This is a genomic window from Arthrobacter ginkgonis (assembly GCF_039540195.1).
GTDB lineage: Bacteria > Actinomycetota > Actinomycetes > Actinomycetales > Micrococcaceae > Zafaria > Zafaria ginkgonis.
The window spans coordinates 155383-170684 of record NZ_BAABEO010000015.1 but is presented as its reverse complement, the minus strand read 5'-3'; the positions used below and the strand labels follow the sequence as shown (position 1 = coordinate 170684).

At 70.6% G+C, this 15302-nt stretch carries 11 protein-coding genes; 8 read left to right on the top strand and 3 right to left on the bottom strand.

What is annotated here, in order from left to right; translation table 11 throughout:
* Positions 1 to 12: 12 nt before the first annotated feature.
* The 4 genes from ABD912_RS11745 to ABD912_RS11730 all read left to right on the top strand — a co-directional run bounded on the left by ABD912_RS11745 (position 13) and on the right by ABD912_RS11730 (position 4780).
* The gene (locus ABD912_RS11745) at positions 13 to 891 is read left to right on the top strand and encodes a sugar phosphate isomerase/epimerase family protein (protein ID WP_345150979.1); all 879 of its coding nucleotides are present in this window, start codon (positions 13 to 15) and stop codon (positions 889 to 891) included.
* 35 nt (positions 892 to 926) lie between these two features.
* Complete coding sequence (locus ABD912_RS11740) at positions 927 to 2414, top strand: benzaldehyde dehydrogenase (protein ID WP_345150978.1); 1488 nt, start codon at positions 927 to 929, stop codon at positions 2412 to 2414.
* A 93-nt stretch (positions 2415 to 2507) separates the two neighbouring features.
* Positions 2508 to 3716, top strand: coding sequence for a transaldolase (gene tal, locus ABD912_RS11735; protein WP_345150977.1), 1209 nt, complete (start codon positions 2508 to 2510; stop codon positions 3714 to 3716).
* Entirely contained in the window at positions 3713 to 4780 is a 1068-nt protein-coding gene (locus ABD912_RS11730; protein ID WP_345150976.1) for a 1-phosphofructokinase family hexose kinase, read from the top strand. The genes tal and ABD912_RS11730 overlap by 4 nt, the downstream gene beginning before the upstream one ends.
* A gap of 152 nt (positions 4781 to 4932) precedes the next feature.
* Here ABD912_RS11730 and ABD912_RS11725 read toward each other — a convergent pair whose 3' ends face one another.
* Positions 4933 to 6333 carry an MFS transporter gene (locus tag ABD912_RS11725; RefSeq protein ID WP_345150975.1) on the bottom strand — a complete coding sequence of 467 codons (1401 nt, stop codon included), beginning with the start codon at positions 6331 to 6333 and terminating at the stop codon, positions 4933 to 4935.
* Positions 6334 to 6672: 339 nt separating this feature from the next.
* Here ABD912_RS11725 and ABD912_RS11720 point away from each other — a divergent pair, with 339 nt between their 5' ends.
* From ABD912_RS11720 to ABD912_RS11710, 3 genes are read left to right on the top strand one after another with little or no spacing between them, the layout of a single operon-like run.
* A complete protein-coding gene (locus tag ABD912_RS11720; protein ID WP_345150974.1) occupies positions 6673 to 7341 on the top strand; it encodes a response regulator transcription factor in 669 nt (222 codons plus the stop codon).
* Positions 7338 to 8762, top strand: coding sequence for a sensor histidine kinase (locus tag ABD912_RS11715; RefSeq protein WP_345150973.1), 1425 nt, complete (start codon positions 7338 to 7340; stop codon positions 8760 to 8762). Before ABD912_RS11720 ends, ABD912_RS11715 begins: the two co-directional genes overlap by 4 nt.
* Positions 8755 to 9798, top strand: a complete 1044-nt coding sequence (locus ABD912_RS11710) for a TAXI family TRAP transporter solute-binding subunit (protein WP_345150972.1) — start codon at positions 8755 to 8757, stop codon at positions 9796 to 9798. The genes ABD912_RS11715 and ABD912_RS11710 overlap by 8 nt, the downstream gene beginning before the upstream one ends.
* Positions 9799 to 9875: 77 nt before the next feature.
* Here ABD912_RS11710 and ABD912_RS11705 read toward each other — a convergent pair whose 3' ends face one another.
* Entirely contained in the window at positions 9876 to 10397 is a 522-nt protein-coding gene (locus ABD912_RS11705; protein WP_345150970.1) for a GyrI-like domain-containing protein, read from the bottom strand.
* A gap of 235 nt (positions 10398 to 10632) precedes the next feature.
* On the opposite strand from ABD912_RS11705, the gene ABD912_RS11700 reads away from it, so the two are divergent.
* The gene (locus ABD912_RS11700) at positions 10633 to 13587 is read left to right on the top strand and encodes an aminotransferase (protein ID WP_345150969.1); all 2955 of its coding nucleotides are present in this window, start codon (positions 10633 to 10635) and stop codon (positions 13585 to 13587) included.
* Between the two features lie 106 nt (positions 13588 to 13693).
* Here ABD912_RS11700 and ABD912_RS11695 read toward each other — a convergent pair whose 3' ends face one another.
* Positions 13694 to 15211 carry a M16 family metallopeptidase gene (locus ABD912_RS11695; RefSeq protein WP_345150967.1) on the bottom strand — a complete coding sequence of 506 codons (1518 nt, stop codon included), beginning with the start codon at positions 15209 to 15211 and terminating at the stop codon, positions 13694 to 13696.
* Between the last annotated feature and the right edge of the window lie 91 nt (positions 15212 to 15302).

Sequence of the window (15302 nt, the reverse complement as noted above, 5' to 3'; positions counted from 1 at the left end):
GGAAGAAAGACCATGGAAACCGGCTTGGATGTGGCCTGCCACCTGAACATCTTCGTGCCCGACGTCGCATCCGTTCACCTTCCGTCCGCGCTGGACGCCATCGCCGCCGGCGGCTACCGGCGGGTCGTGCTGCCGCCGCTGGATCCGGAGCACGTCGACGCGCCGGCGTTGCGTGAGCAATTCGCGGCCCGGGGCCTGGCTCCGATCACCATCGCGGGACAGTCTCCCGAGGCGGACGTCTCCTCGACGAACGATGCGGTGCGCGAGGCCGGGGTCCTCCTGCTCCGCAGGGCCCTGGACCTGAGCGCCGCCCTTGGCTCGGACCAGATGAACGGGGTGCCCTACGGCGTCTTCGGCCATCCGGCGGGCCTCACCGACCGCGCGGCGTTTGAAAGGTCGGCAGCGGAGGTGGGGCGCATTGCGGATGAGGCCCACGCCCGCGGGATCCGCATGACCTTCGAGGTGCTCAACCGCTACGAGACATCCGTGGTGAACACCGCCGCACAAGCGATGGACTACGTCTCCGCGAGCGGCTCCGAGCACCTCTGGATCCACCTCGACACCTTTCACATGGCGATCGAGGAGGCCGACGCGTCGGCCGCCATCCGCACCGCGCTGCCCAGGCTTGGCTACCTCGAGCTTGGCCAGTCCGGAAGGGGCCCGCTCTCCGCGGGGTCGGTCGATGTCGCCGGCATCGTGCGCCAGGCCTTGGAGGACGGCTACGAGGGCAGATGGGGCATCGAGGCGTTCTCCCGCTCGACCCTCGCCCCCGGGGCGGCGGACATGCTCGCGATCTGGCGGCGCCCCTTCGACGACGGCGCGGCCTTCGCGGCCGACGCAGCGCACACGATCGGCCTGGGCCGGGCGGCAAGCGCCCCCAGCCGCTTGTGACCACCGACGACGCAATCGAACAGAAAGGCAGCAACATGACCACGACCACCGAAACCCGCGGCATCCTCATCGACGAGGCGAAGTTTGCGGGCAAGATCTACATCGACGGCGAGTGGACCCCCGGCGCGGGGGGAGAAATTGCGTCGACCGAGCCCGCCACCGGCAAGACCCTCGCCATGGTGGGACTCGCCAGCCCGAAGGACGTCGCGCGGGCCGCGGAGGGCGCGGAGCGCGCACAGAAGGAGTGGGCGGCCGCCCCCCATTCAGTCCGCGCCGCGGTGCTGCGCCGGGCCGGCCAGCTGTGGGAGGAGCATGCCGAGGAGATCTCGGGCTGGAACGTGCGTGAGGTGGGTGCCATCCCTCCGCTCGCCGGATTCGCCCTGCACGTCACGGCCGCCGAGTGCTACGAGGCCTCCGCCCTTCCCTCCGCACCGCGGGGCACGGTCCTCTCCAGCGAAGAGCCCCGCCTCTCGCTCGCCGAGCAGGTGCCGGTGGGCGTCGTCGGAGTGATCTCGCCGTTCAACGTTCCGCTGATCCTCGGCATTCGCGCGGTCGCGCCGGCACTGGCGCTGGGGAATGCCGTGTTGCTGAAGCCGGACCCGCGCACGATCATCACCGGCGGCGTGGCCATGGTGCGGATCTTCGAGGAGGCGGGGCTTCCCGCCGGCCTGCTCCAGCTCGTCCCGGGCGGGGCCGACGTCGGGGAGGCCATGGTCACGGATCCGCGCGTCCGCGTCGTCGCCTTCACCGGATCCACGCGCGCCGGCCGCATCGTCGGCGAACTGGCGGGCCGGCACCTCACCCGGGCCCACCTTGAGCTCGGGGGCAACTCGGCCTTCGTCGTGCGCCACGACGCCGATGTGGACAAGGCCGTCAACCTCGCCACGTGGGGATCGTTCCTGCACCAGGGACAGATCTGCATGACGGTGGGGCGCCACCTGGTGCATGAGTCCCTGTTCGAGGAGTACGTCTCCAAGCTCGCGGCCAAGGCCGAGTCGATGCACGTGGGCGATCCCGCCACCGGTCCCGTGCACTTGGGGCCGCTGATCGACGAGGTGCAGCGCGACCGCGTCCACACGCTGGTGCAGGACGCCGTCGCTCAGGGCGCCGTGCTGCGTGCGGGCGGCACGTACGAGGGACTGTTCTACCGGCCGACGGTTCTGGCGGACCCTCCCCGGGAGGCCGCCGCGTACTGCGACGAGGTGTTCGGCCCGGTCGCGTCGGTGGTTCCGTTCTCGACGGACGAGGAAGCGATCGAACTGGCCGCGGCCACCGACTTCGGGCTCTCCCTGGGCATCGTGACGGCCGACGTGATGGCGGCGCTGGAGATGGCACGCCTCATCCCGACGGGCATCGTGCACATCAACGACCAGACGGTGAACGACGAGGCGAACACCCCGTTCGGCGGCATCGGCGCCTCCGGCACGGGTTCCCGCCACGGCGGCGCCCAAGCGAGCGTCGACGCCTTCACCGAGACCCGCTGGATCACCATGCGGCGGGAGCCCGGCTCCTACCCGCTCTGATGCCGGCCGCCCCCGAAGCGGCACTGCCGGCTTCGGGGGCGGGCCCTGCAGGCGCAAACTCCTGCTCATCCTGACTGAAAAGAGACAAGACACATGACGGCGACCAAGCCCACCCAGGAGCTCTCCGACGCAGGCGTCAGCATCTGGCTCGACGACCTCACCCGCGAGCACATCGTGTCCGGCAGCCTGCGGAAGCTGATCGAAAAGAGGAACGTCGTCGGTGTCACCACGAATCCGACGATCTTCGCCGCCGCCCTGGCGCAGGGGGAGTCCTACAGCGAGCAGATCGGGGCGCTGGCGGACGCGGGCGCGAAGGTCCCGGAGGCCGTCCTCGAGATCACCGCCGCCGACGTCGCCGCCGCGTGCGACATCTTCCGGCCGATCCATGACGGGTCCAACGGATTCGACGGCCGCGTCTCCATCGAGGTGGACCCCGGCGTCGCCCATGACACCCAGGCGACCATCGAGCAGGCCAAAGCGCTGTACGCGAAGGTGAACCGCGAGAACGTGCTGGTCAAGATCCCGGCAACCGCCAAAGGCCTGGAAGCCATCACGGAGACCATCGCGGCCGGAATCTCTGTCAATGTCACGCTGATCTTCTCGCTCGAGCGCTACCGGGAGGTCATCAACGCCTATCTCGCCGGCCTGGAAAAGGCCAAGGCCGCGGGCCTGGACCTGGCCAGGATCCACTCGGTCGCCTCGTTCTTCGTCTCGCGCCTGGACACGGAGATCGACAGGAGGCTTGCGGAAATCGGCACCGAGGGGGCCCTCGCCCTGCGGACCAAGGCGGGACTTGCGAACGCCCGGCTGGCCCACCAGGTGTATGAGGAAGCGTTCGGCACCGACCGCGCGAGGCACGTCCTCGACGCGGGTGCGAACAAGCAGCGCCTGCTGTGGGCGTCCACCGGCGTGAAGGACCCCTCGGTTCCCGACACCCTGTACGTCGTTGAACTCGCCGCGCCGGGAACCGTCAACACCATGCCGGCGAAGACCCTGGAAGCCACCTTCGACCATGGGATCGTGCGCGGGAACACCATCGCGGGCAGTTACGCGGAGTCGGCCCGGATCCTGGAAGCGGTCGCCGCGGCCGGCGTGTCCTGTGACGACGCCACCACGCTCCTCGAGAGGGAGGGCATCGAGAAGTTCACCGCCTCCTGGAACGAACTCTGCGGCACGGTCGGTGCCGCGCTGGCGCACCGCCCGCAAGCCGCCGGAACGGACCCGCTTCTGGCCGCCACGGGGATGGCGGGACGCCTCCCTTCCGGAAAGGTGCACATCAACGAGGCGAAGGAGTGGTCATGAGCGTCAAGCTGTCGGCGGAAAGGGGCTGTGAGCTGGCACAGGTCCGGGCGCCGGTCCGCGCAGGTGGCACTGCCCATCGTGCCGCGGCATCTCCCCGGGTCGTGACCCTGACGCCCGCGCCCTCGATCGACAAGGTGTATTTCCTTGATCGAGTCCAGGCGGGGCAGGTCAACCGGGCCAAGGGCGTGGCCACGTACTTGGCCGGCAACGGGGTGAACGTCGCCCGGGCCCTCCACTTGGCCGGCAATGCGGTTTCGGCGGTTCTTCCGGTGGGTCCGGAAGGAATCGCCGCGATCGGATGCGACGACGGAATCATGCAGGTGGCGTGCGGGGTCGAAGTGGGGCGTCCGATCCGCACCAATGTGATCCTGGTCGACGAATCGGGATTGACGACGAACATCAATGCGCTGCCGGCTCCCCTGGACCCCGGCCAGTGGGACCGGCTATGCCAAGCGGCCATCGGGGAGGTCCGGAGGATCGGCGCAGACTGGTTTGTGCTCGGCGGCGCACTGCCCATTGACAGGAGCACCGGGGTCGCAGTTGACCTACGGCCCCTCTTTCGCACGATGCGGTCGCTCGGAGTCTCAGTCTGTTTGGACGCACCCGTCGACGAAGCCTGGTCGGGGTGGACTGACGCAGGCCAGCCCGATTTGGTCAAGCCCAATGCCGCCGAGCTGGCCCTCATGGCCGGGATTCCCGTGCTTTCCCTGCGCGACGCGGTGGAGGCGGCCGCTCTGGTGAGGGCGCGGGGAGTCGAGACGGTTCTGGTCAGTCTGGGGCCCGACGGCATCCTCGAGGTCGGTGGCCAAGGGGCACTGTGGGCGTGCGGTCCCCACGCGCAGGTGGTCAATACGACGGGTGCCGGGGACGCGGCGCTGGCAGGCTACCTCAGCGTCTCCGGCCGCGATGGTCGCGGGCAGGGGCAGCGCTACGAGGCGCTGCGGCGGGCCGTCTCCTGGGGGGCCCTCGCCGTCCAGCAGGAAACGACGATGCTGCCGCACGCCATCGCCAACGCCCCGGGCATCCTGATCGGGCTCCCCGAGGGGGACCACCGGCTCTCCTGACCGCTTCCGTTCCCTGCCGGGAGGACGGCGAGGACGCCGGGCCTCGGATGCAGGGAGGCGCCACCGGAAGCGGCCGCCGGCGCCGGACGGGGGTCCGGTGCCGGCGGCCGCTTCAGAAGCGCTAAACGAAGCGCTAAACCCTGTTCAGAAGGCTAGACCTTGGAGAGGTCCGCCTCGCGGTCGCCGCCGGCGGCAGGTCCGGCCGCTTCGCCGAAGGCGCTGCCCTGTTCCTTATCCAGGTGGGTGGACTTCTTGTTCTTGAGGGCGAAGATGTAGACCAGCAGCGAGATGCCGATGGCAACGGTGACGTAGGTGAAGAACAGGTCCTCGCGTCCGGCCTTCTGCAGCGCCGCACCGATCAGGGGCACGGTTCCGCCGAACAGGGAGTTGGCGATGGCGTAGCCCAGGCCAACGCCGAGGGCGCGGATGGAGGCGGGGAACAGTTCGGCCTTCACCAGGGCGTTGATGGAGGTGTAGCCGCCGACGGCCAGCAGTCCGCCCATCATCAGCAGGAAGGCCGTGACGGGGTTCTGGGTGCCGGCCAGCATGGACAGCAGCGGCCAGGTGAACAGCACGCCCGTGATGCCGAACCAGATCAGCAGCGGCTTGCGGCCGACCTTGTCGGAGATGAGGCCGTACACCGGCTGCAGGAGCATAAAGATGAACAGCGCCCAGAAGTTGATGAGCGAGGTGTCCGTCTTGGGGATGCCGGAGGTGTCATTCATGAACTTCAGGATGAAGTTGGTGTACGTGTAGAACGCCACGGTGCCGCCCATGGTGACCCCGATGCAGATCAGCAGGGACTTCCAGTGCCGGGTGAAGAGCAGCTTCAGGGTGCCGGGCTGGGCCTCGCCGGGAACCGCCACGTGGGCGGCGCGGATCTGGTCGGCGGAGACGGTTTCCTCCATGGACCGGCGCAGCCACAGGACCACCAGGGCGGCCACGCCGCCGAGGGCGAATGGGATGCGCCAGCCCCACTCCGTCAGGGCGTCCTTGTCGAGGAGTTGCTGGAGGATGACCAGGACCAGCAGGGCCAGCATCTGGCCGCCGATCAGCGTGACGTACTGGAAGCTGGAGAAGAAGCCGCGGCGGCGGGCCGTGGCGGCCTCGGACATGTACGTGGCGCTGGTCCCGTACTCGCCGCCGACCGAGAAGCCCTGGAGCAGGCGGATGGCGATGAGGGCGACGAGGGCCCACACTCCGACCTGCTGCGTGGTGGGCAGCAGGGCGATCGCGAAGGAACCCACCGACATGAGCGTGACGCTCAGCGTCAGGGCCGCCTTGCGGCCCTTGCGGTCGGCGTAGCGGCCGAAGAACCAGCTGCCGATGGGGCGCATCAGGAACGACGTCGAGAAGACGGCCATGGCTTCCAGGCCCGCCTGGAGCGGGTCTTCGGAGGTGAAGAAGTGGGACTGGAAGTAGGCGGCGAAGACGGTGTAGACGTAGAGGTCGTACCACTCAACGAGGTTGCCCGCGGAGCCCTTGAGGATGTTGCTCACGGCTTTGCGGGTCTGGGCCGCCTCATTCAGGGGCACGGTTTGTTGCGTGCTCATCTAGGAACCTTCCTGGTCGGCGCCGTCCTTGGCAGCCATTTCCTGCTGTTTGTGGTGTCCCCGGAACACTTGCCGCGGCGTGCTGGCCTGCGGCGCAATCTCGACGGGGACCGGCCTCCAGTAAGGAGGACACCCTCAAAGCTATGGGTGATGTCAGGCACATCCAACGTGGGAGGCCATTTCCTAACACTTCCTTAGGTTTTCACCGACCGTTCGGTCCGAGCCTCGCCGGACAGCGAAAAACCGCCGGAAGGGGTAGTCTCCAAACGGGTCGCGGCCCGCTGAATGCCGCGCGGGACCCGCTCAGCGACAAAAGAACAGCGGCAAAGGGACCAGGCCATGGAAGTGCTCATCGTCGAAGACGACGGCTCCATGGCGTCCGCCCTGTCCGCCGCCGTGGTCTCGGCCGGCCACAAGGCCACCACGGTTTCCCGCGGGGCGGATGCCCTGCTGGTCCACCGCAATTTCGAGGTGATCCTGCTGGACCTCGGGCTTCCGGACATGGACGGCCTGGAACTGCTGCGGAAGCTTCGCCAGGTGACCGAGTGCCCCATCCTGATCCTGACTGCCCGCAACGACGAGCGCAGCGTGGTCCTGGGGCTGCGGTCCGGGGCCGACGACTACCTGCTCAAGCCGGTCAAGCTCGTGGAGCTGCTCGCCCGGATCGAGGCCGTCACCCGGCGGACGGGCCGGAGCGGGACGGGCAGGGCCCGGAACATCGTGCTCGGGGACCTGGAGATCGATCTGGACCGCCGCGTGGCCGCCGTCGGTCCCCGGACGCTGCCGCTGACGGCGACCGAATTCGACCTGTTGGCGCTCCTGGCCCGGAACGCGGGATCTGTGGTCACCCGGGAACAGATCCTGGACGCCCTGTGGGGCGATGCCTTCCTGGCCTCGTCCCGTTCGCTTGATGTCCATCTGACGGGGCTGCGGTCCAAGCTCCAGCTTCCGGGCTTCATCATCAACGTCCGCGGGGTGGGCTACCGGGTCGAGGCGGATCCGGCATGAGGCTGCGGGTCCTGGGCGTCCTCAGCCTGCTCACGGTGGTCCTGGTGCTGGTTGTCTCCAGCGTGATCCTGTCCTCGGCCAGCCGGGAACTCACCCAGACGGTCCAGATCAACCGGGTGGCCGCCCTCAACCGGTTCGCCCAGCTGGCCTACGACGCGGCGCTGGACGATGACCCCACCCAGCTGCAGCGCGAAATGGACAGGTACTCCGCGCTCTATGGGGAAGGGGTCCTGGTTCGCCTGCCGCAGGGCACCCTGCACTCCGGAGGGCTGGGCCAGGACCGCCAGGACGTGCAGGACGCCGTGTCCAAGGCGGGCCTGAACCTCAACGACACCGTGCTGCCGCCGCTGCGGCCGTTCGGAACCGGCCCGGACGTGATCGCCCGGTCCTTCGGGACCTCCAGCCAGGTGCTGGGAGAGGCCGTGCTTGAGGTCAAGCTGGACGCGGCCCGGCAGAAGCTGCGGGAGCGGTGGCTCCTCGTCGGGCTGGGGGCGGCCGCGGTCTGGGCGGTGCTGCTGCTCGGCGCGGCCGGTGTGACCCGGTGGGTGCTGCGCCCCGTGCTCCGCCTGGACTCCGCGGTGTCGCAATTGGGGGCAACGGGAACGGCCACCGCGCTTCCCGAGGCCGGCCCACCGGAACTGAGGGCACTGAGCCGCTCCTTCAGCGCGATGGCGCACACGGTGAGCGAGAGCCTCGAATCCCAGCGCAGGCTGATCGCCGACACCTCCCACGAGCTGCGCAATCCGGTGGGAGCCCTGAGGCTGAGGTTCGACCTGCTGCGCCTGGAACTGCAGACGGAGCGGCAGCGGAACGCGGCGGACGGCGTCGCCGTGGAGATGGACCGGGTGGAGGAGATCCTGGAGGGGGTGCTTAAGTTGGCGTCGGCCGAGCACCGGGGGTTCGAGGGTGCTGCCTGGGACGCCGCCGGATCGGGGCCCGGGCCGGCCCTGATCGACCCGTTCCCCGTCCTGCAGGAGGAAGCCGAACGGGCAGAACCCGCCGCGCGGCTGGCCGGATCCTCCCTGGTGCTGGGAGCGGCGCCGGAACCTCCGGTGCAGCTTGCCTGCAACGCCGGCGAACTCTCGCAAATGGTGGGGGAGCTGCTCACGAACGCCGTCAAGTACGCCCCCGGGGCCCACATTTCGGTGGACCTGCGGACCGGGCCGGGGTCGGTGGAGATCGAGGTGTCCGACGACGGCCCCGGGCTTTCGGCGGAGGAGCGGGCCGCGTCCACCACCCGGTTCTGGCGGTCCCCGCGCCATCGGCAGATCCGGGGCACCGGCCTGGGCATGACGATCGTGGAGCGGCTCGCGGGAGCGAACGGCGGCCGCCTGCTGCTGGAGGAACGCGCGCCCCACGGGCTGGTGGCCCGCCTGGTGTTCCCCCGCCCCACGGCCGAGGGGGAGCGCAGGGATGGCTGAACCTCGAAACGGCGATGGCCTGCTGCCGCGGCGGACCGCGCTCCGGGCCGGGCTCTCCGTGGGACTGGCCGGCCTCCTGCTGCCCGCGGCCACCGGCTGCGCCCCAAAGGAACGCCCGGACAGGATCACGGTGGCTGGCGGCGAAACCGGCGGGTTCTACCTGGAATTCGCCACCCTGCTGGCGGGCCTGCTGCAAAGGAACGGCGTGGCCGCCAACGCCGTTCCGCTGACCACCGGAGGCAGTCTCGAGAACATGGAGCTCGTTGAATCCGGCGAGGCCACGTTCGCCATCGCCCTGGCCGACGCCGCGGCGCAGCGGGCCAACCCGCAGACGACAGGTACGCTGCAGGCACCAGGCGCCCGTCAAGTGCCGCCGACCGCGCCCGGGACGATTGCCGCCGTCGGAAAGGTGTACGAAAACTACGTGCACTGCATCGTGCGCAGGGACAGCGGCATCGGGGCCCTTGCGGACCTGGGCGGCAAGACGGTGGCCATTGGCGAGGCCAGGGCGGGAACGTCGCTGACGGCCCACCGCATCATTGCCGCTTCGGGCCTCTCGACGGGGTTCGGCGGCGCCCGGGCCATCCGGGAGGTGAACCTGGGGCTCAACGATGGACTCGCCGCCCTGCGGGAGGGATCGGTGGATGCGCTGTTCTGGTCCGGCGGCGTCCCCACGGCCGCCATCGCCGCCGCCAACCAGGAAGCGGGGCTGGGGTTCCTTGACCTCTCCGCCGTGCTCCCGGCCATGCGCAACCGCTACGGGGCCTACTACGACCGGGTCCTGATCCCGGATGAGGCCTACAGGGACGCTCCGGCCGTCTGGACGGTGGGAGTGGCGAACCTGCTGCTGTGCCGGTACGACGCGGACGGGCCCACGGTGCGGCGAACGGTTGAACTGCTGGTGGGCCACGCCCAGGAACTCATTCCGCGCTCCAGCCTGGGCGTGCAGTTCCTCAGCCAGGAGACGCTGATCAACACCGCCGACGTGCCGCTGCACCCCGCGGCCGCGGCCGCGTACCGGGACCTGCACGGGTAGAAAGAGGCGCGGCTGGAAGCCCGGGCCCCGGAAGCAAGACCCGGCGAGCGGCCGGCCAGGGACGCGGGCCCGCGTGCTCACCGGAGGGGCAGGTACAGGTCCGTGCGCAGCGTGGCGGGGTCCATCTCCGGGGTCGGCTCGGTGACATAGACCTCCCAGAAGGGAAGCCGCAGCGTGTGCCCCTGCCCCTCGGCCCACGCGGTGAGGCGCTGCCAGGCGTCGCCCAACGCGTCGTAGGGGCCAAGGTGGGAGAACACCGCCACGCGGCCCCCGGGGAGTTCCGAGGGCACCACGTCCAGGTCCGTGCGGGGGTTGTCCTGCTCGATCGAGGGCAGTCCACCCTGCAGCGGCCGGATCAGCGGAAAGCCCAGCTCCAGATCCACCGTGGCGCCGGGCTGGCGGGGGTACAGGGCGAACGCGGGACCGACCGGAGGCTTGCCCTCGTCTTGGAGGGCCGCCGAGACGGCCTGGTAGCCGCGGTCGAACAGCCCGGGCAACGCGTCCCATGCCACGCCGGCGGCCTTTACGACGGCGGTCGGGGTCCACTCGATCTCCAGGACGGCGGGTTCCAGGTACGGTCCTCCGGCGGGGACGGCCATGTTTGCTCCTTCGCTGAGGTTCATTCCCTCGGTGCGGTTCAAAGTCTCGTGCGGTTCACTCGCTCGAGACGCTGCGGAGGCGGCATGGCCCCCCGACTGCAGGGTATCGGCCCCGCCCGCCACTGGCGAGGGCCTGCCGGGATCGGCCCTCGCCAACCTCCGGTCCGGCCCGAATAATGGGGACTGGCTGACCGGTGCAGCGGCCGCCACTGAGCGCACGATCCCGGGAGGAACCATGAACGACGTCCCGACTCCGGAACCCGGCACCCCGGCCGGTGGGCTGCGGAGGCCGGCGGTGGACGCGGCGCAGGCCGCCCGGATCGCCTCGGCTCTCTATGGGGTCGTGGCCACGGCCACCGAACTGGGCAGCAACCAGGACCGCAACTTCCTGCTCATGTCCGCCGACGCCCGGCTGGCGGTCCTGAAGGTGGACAACCAGGCCTTCAGCGTCGTGGAGATCGAGGCGCAGAACCTGGCGATCGAACGCCTCGCCGAGGCCGGGGTGCCCGTGGCGCGCGTGCTGCCTGGCCTGGACGGCTACCGGATCCAGCGGGTCTCCGACGACGCCGGCACCGAATACGGGGTCCGCCTGTTCGAGCACCTGGCCGGCGGATACCTCATCGACTCCGGCTACCTTTCCCCGGAGGCGCTCGCCGGGATCGGGGCCTTGGCCGGAGAGGTCAGCGGCGCCCTGGCCGGCTTCGAGCACCCCGGCCTGGACCGCCAGCTCCAATGGGACATGCGGCGGGCGCTGGCGGTCGTGGAGGACCTGCTGCCCGCCGTCGGTGACGAGGACAAGGCGCTGCGGGTGTGGGAGGTCGCCGATCGGGCCGAGGCCCTGCTGGCGCCGCTGCGCCCGTTCCTGCCCCTGCAGCCGATCCACGGAGACCTGACCGACGACAACATCATTGCCGCCCTCGGCCCGGACGGGCGTCCGCGGGCGGCCGGGGTGATCGACTTCGGCGACCTGGCCATCGGCTGGCGCGTTGCCGAGCTGGCGGTCACCTGCTCCTCGCTGCTCCACCACAACCCGGACGATCCGCTGACGGTGCTAGAGGCCGTGCGCGCGTTCCACGAGCGCTTCGCGCTGTCCCGGGCCGAGGCGGCGGCCCTGTGGCCGCTGATCGTCCAGCGTGCGGCGGTCCTGGTGGCCAGCGGCTGGCAGCAGGTGGCGCTGGAGGCGGACAATGAATATGCCGCCGAACGCATGGACGGGGAATGGTCGATCTTCGAGGCGGCCACGTCGCTCCCGCTCGAGGTGGGCGTGGCGGCGGTGCTGGACGCGGTGGGCTTCCCGGCCGCGGCGCTGGAGAACGTCGGCGAACTGTTGATGCTCCCCGAGGCATACGTGCTGGACCTGGGTGTGGAAAGCCCGCTGCTCGACGCCGGAAAGTGGCTGGGACGCGACGCCGAGGACACGCTGGGGGTGGCGGCGCTGCGCACCCACGACGCGGTGGTCCTGCCCTACGGGGTGCCCCGGCTGACCCGCACCCGTACCGATGCGCGCACCGCCGCGGAGACCGTGCCGCTGGGCCTGCAGCTGTACCTGAACCGCGCCCTCCCGCTGGCCGCCCCCTGGCCGGCCCAGCTCACCCAAACCGGGATCGGCGAGGTCGAACTGCGCCGTGCCGACGGACTGCGCCTGATCGTCGGCGGCCTCGCCGCCGACCCGGAGGCGGAGGTTCCGGCCACCGCGCCGGCCCGCGCCCTCGCCGCGGGGGATGCGTTCGGCGAGGCGCCGGCGTCGTACCCGGGCCTCACCCCGCCGCTGTCGGTGCGGCTGGTCGCCCCCGACGCGCCGGAGGAGGTCCCCAAGTTCACCTCCCCGGACCTCGCGCCCGCGTGGCGGCGGCTGCTGCGCGACCCCGCCTCGCTGTTCGGGCTGGAACCCTCGCCCCTCGCCGCGGACCCGGAGGAGGAGCAGCTGCGCCGCAACCGGACCTTTTCCTCGGCGCAGGAGCGCTACTACCACCGCCCCCCGCAGATCGAACGCGGCTGGCGGCACCATCTGGTGGACATCGGCGGGCGCAGCTACGTGGACCTGGTCAACAACGTCACGGGCGTGGGCCACGGGCATCCGGCCGTCGCGGCGGCCGCCACCGAACAGCTGCGCCTGCTGAACACCAACTCCCGGTTCCTGTACCGCAGCCTCGCCGAATACGGCGAGCGGCTGGTGGCGCTCGCGCCGGAGGGCCTGGATACGGTGATGCTGGTCAACAGCGGTACCGAGGCCGTGGACCTGGCCCTGCGGCTGGCGTGGGCGGCGACCGGGCGGCGGACCGTCGTGGCGCTGCGCGAGGCCTATCACGGCTGGTCCATCGGCGCCGATGCGGTGACCACCAGCGCCTACGACAACCCCCGGGCGCTTGCCTCCCGCCCGGACTGGGTGCACGTTGCCGACGTCCCCAACCCGCTGCGCGGCACCCACCGGGGCCTGGGCGCCGGCGTCGGCTACGCCGAGGATCTGGCCGCCGACCTGGCGCGCCTGGACGCCGAGGGCCGGCCGGTGGCCGGGTTCATCTGCGAACCCATCCTGGGCAACGCCGGGGGAGTCCTGCCACCGACCGGCTACCTGGCGGAGGCCTACGCCGCGGTGCGCGCGCACGGCGGGCTCTGCATCGCCGACGAGGTGCAGGTGGGCTTCGGCCGGACGGGGGAGTTCTGGTCCTTCACCGCCCAGGGGGTGGTCCCGGACATCATCGCCATCGCCAAGCCCATGGGCAACGGCTACCCGATCGGGGGGGTCATCACCACCCGCGCGATCGCCGAGGCGCTGGGCCACGAGGGCATGTTCTTCTCCTCCGCGGGCGGCTCCCCGGTCAGCTGCCGGGTGGGGCTGGCGGTGCTGGACGCGATGGAGGCCGAGGGGCTGGAGCGGAATGCCCGCATGGTCGGCGCCCACCTCAAGGCCCGGCTGGAGGCGCTGGGGGAGCGGCACCAGTTGGTTGCCCACGTGCACGGGACAGGCCTGTACCTGGGCGTGGAACTGGTGCGGGACCGCCAGACGCTGGAGCCGGCGGCGGCCGAGGCCGCGGCGATCTGCGAGCGCCTGCTCACGCTCGGGGTGATCGTCCAGCCCACCTCCGAGCGGCGGAACGTGCTGAAGGTGAAGCCGCCGCTGTGCCTGACGATGGAGAGCGCCGACTTCGTGGTCGAGGCGCTTGACCACGTGCTCTCCACCGGCTGGTAGCCGCCGCGAAATTTCCCACTTTCCGGGCCGGACCTGCCGGAAAACGCGGCGTGTTGCCCGGACACGCCGCCGTGACGGCCGCGGAGGTGGGAAAAATTCCCGCGGCCTAGTTGGAGTTCCCGTCCGGGGCCGTCAGGAACTGGAGCCGCTCCGGCACCGCGGCCCGGATCCGGGTGACCGCTTCTTCGCCGCGGCGGAACCAGGCGGAGAGGAAGGCGAACTGGAACGCATCCCGGGTGTAGAGCGTGATCCCCTCGACGCCGGCATCGAATGGCTCGCGCTCCAGACCCACGATCGCCTCCCACGGCATGGCCGTGGTCTCGCCGAGCAGCGTCAGTTCGACGCCGGCCTGGCCGACCACCAGGCGTGCGTCGGCCGGGGCGCCGGCGAACCGGGCCAGCAGCCCGCGCTTGTACACCTTCCCTTGGACCTCGGCCCGTTCCTGGGTGCGGCGGGGCGGGAAGACGACGCCGGTGGCCGCGTTCACGTCGTCGGGGATGGCTTCCTCGGGGAGCCCGACGAGCAGCGTGGTGTCCAAGTCAGCCAGCAGGGCGGTGGTGAGCGCGGGGGTGTAGGTCTCCAGCGCGGCGGCGAAGTCGGCCAGCAGCCAAGGGCGTTGCCCGCAGAGTTCGGCCACCGCGGCCTGGTACGCATCGCCCTGTGCCGACTCGGGCTCGGCCCGGTCGGAGGCGAGCCGGGCGGTAGAGCGGCGCACTTCCTCAGGGGTGAGCCCGGTATCCCGCAGATTTCGCAACTCGTCTACGACGCGGCGGGCCGACTCGGCCGCGTTGCGCGGGGCCACGTCGATGGTGGCGACCAAGAGTGCGCTGCGGTCATCGACCGTCACGCCGTAGCAGTCCGCGCCGTAGACCAACCCGTCTCGGCGGCGCAGTCCCTCGTGGATGCGCCGTTCCAATGCCTGCTGCACCAGCGGCGTGGCGGCGGCAGCGTCGTTGTGGTCGCCGGGAATCCTGAAGGAGAGCACCACCTTCGTCCCGCCGCTGACGTACTCGGCCGGCGTGGACGCACCGACGCGGTCGGCGTCGAGCAGGGGCCGTCGTGGCCCCTCGGGCAGTGGCAGGCGCAGGCCCTCCGGTGGGGCCGCGGAGCACACCAGGACGGCGTTGCCCCGCGTGAAGTATCCGGCCGCATACTTCGCCACGTCCGCGGCGGTCAGACGGTCCAGGTACTTCTCGTCCACCGCGGCCAGCCCGGGCCCGATCAGGCCGTAGTGGTTCGACAGCGCCTCGGCCATTTCCGGCGGCACCGGACTCGTGACGCCCTCGGCCTCGAGCACGGCGCGTTCCCGGGCCAACTGTTGCTCGTCCACCCGTCCCTCGGCCAGGGCCGACAGCGATCCGCAGATGGCTGCCAGGGACTCGGCCACCTCCTCGGGCGTGCCCTCGAACATGAACTCCGTGATGCCCAGCTTGACCTCGCCGTTGTGCGCGTGGTCAGGCACCGGGATCCCGGAGAACGCGAGGTGCTCCACCAGGTGCGTGATCCCCGCCGTTGCGAAGGTCTCGTCCCGCACGCCGGCCCGGAAGACCAGCGATGCACTGAAACGGCCGGGCTGATCGGCCCAACGGACGGGAACGCCCTCGATCACGGCGGAATGGATCATCGGGTACCTTGGCCTCTCGCGGGATCTGCGCAGGCGCCGGTGCCTGCTTGCCGCGATCCTATCCGGCACCGGCCTGCAAGATGCAGAGCCT

What these genes read in the sequence shown, in the direction of transcription:
- ABD912_RS11745 (WP_345150979.1), top strand. Translation starts at nt 13, where the DNA reads ATGGAAACCGGCTTGGATGTGGCCTGCCACCTGAACATCTTCGTGCCC.
- ABD912_RS11740 (WP_345150978.1), top strand. Translation starts at nt 927, where the DNA reads ATGACCACGACCACCGAAACCCGCGGCATCCTCATCGACGAGGCGAAG.
- tal (WP_345150977.1), top strand. Translation starts at nt 2,508, where the DNA reads ATGACGGCGACCAAGCCCACCCAGGAGCTCTCCGACGCAGGCGTCAGC.
- ABD912_RS11730 (WP_345150976.1), top strand. Translation starts at nt 3,713, where the DNA reads ATGAGCGTCAAGCTGTCGGCGGAAAGGGGCTGTGAGCTGGCACAGGTC.
- ABD912_RS11725 (WP_345150975.1), bottom strand. Translation starts at nt 6,333, where the DNA reads ATGAGCACGCAACAAACCGTGCCCCTGAATGAGGCGGCCCAGACCCGC.
- ABD912_RS11720 (WP_345150974.1), top strand. Translation starts at nt 6,673, where the DNA reads ATGGAAGTGCTCATCGTCGAAGACGACGGCTCCATGGCGTCCGCCCTG.
- ABD912_RS11715 (WP_345150973.1), top strand. Translation starts at nt 7,338, where the DNA reads ATGAGGCTGCGGGTCCTGGGCGTCCTCAGCCTGCTCACGGTGGTCCTG.
- ABD912_RS11710 (WP_345150972.1), top strand. Translation starts at nt 8,755, where the DNA reads ATGGCTGAACCTCGAAACGGCGATGGCCTGCTGCCGCGGCGGACCGCG.
- ABD912_RS11705 (WP_345150970.1), bottom strand. Translation starts at nt 10,397, where the DNA reads ATGGCCGTCCCCGCCGGAGGACCGTACCTGGAACCCGCCGTCCTGGAG.
- ABD912_RS11700 (WP_345150969.1), top strand. Translation starts at nt 10,633, where the DNA reads ATGAACGACGTCCCGACTCCGGAACCCGGCACCCCGGCCGGTGGGCTG.
- ABD912_RS11695 (WP_345150967.1), bottom strand. Translation starts at nt 15,211, where the DNA reads ATGATCCATTCCGCCGTGATCGAGGGCGTTCCCGTCCGTTGGGCCGAT.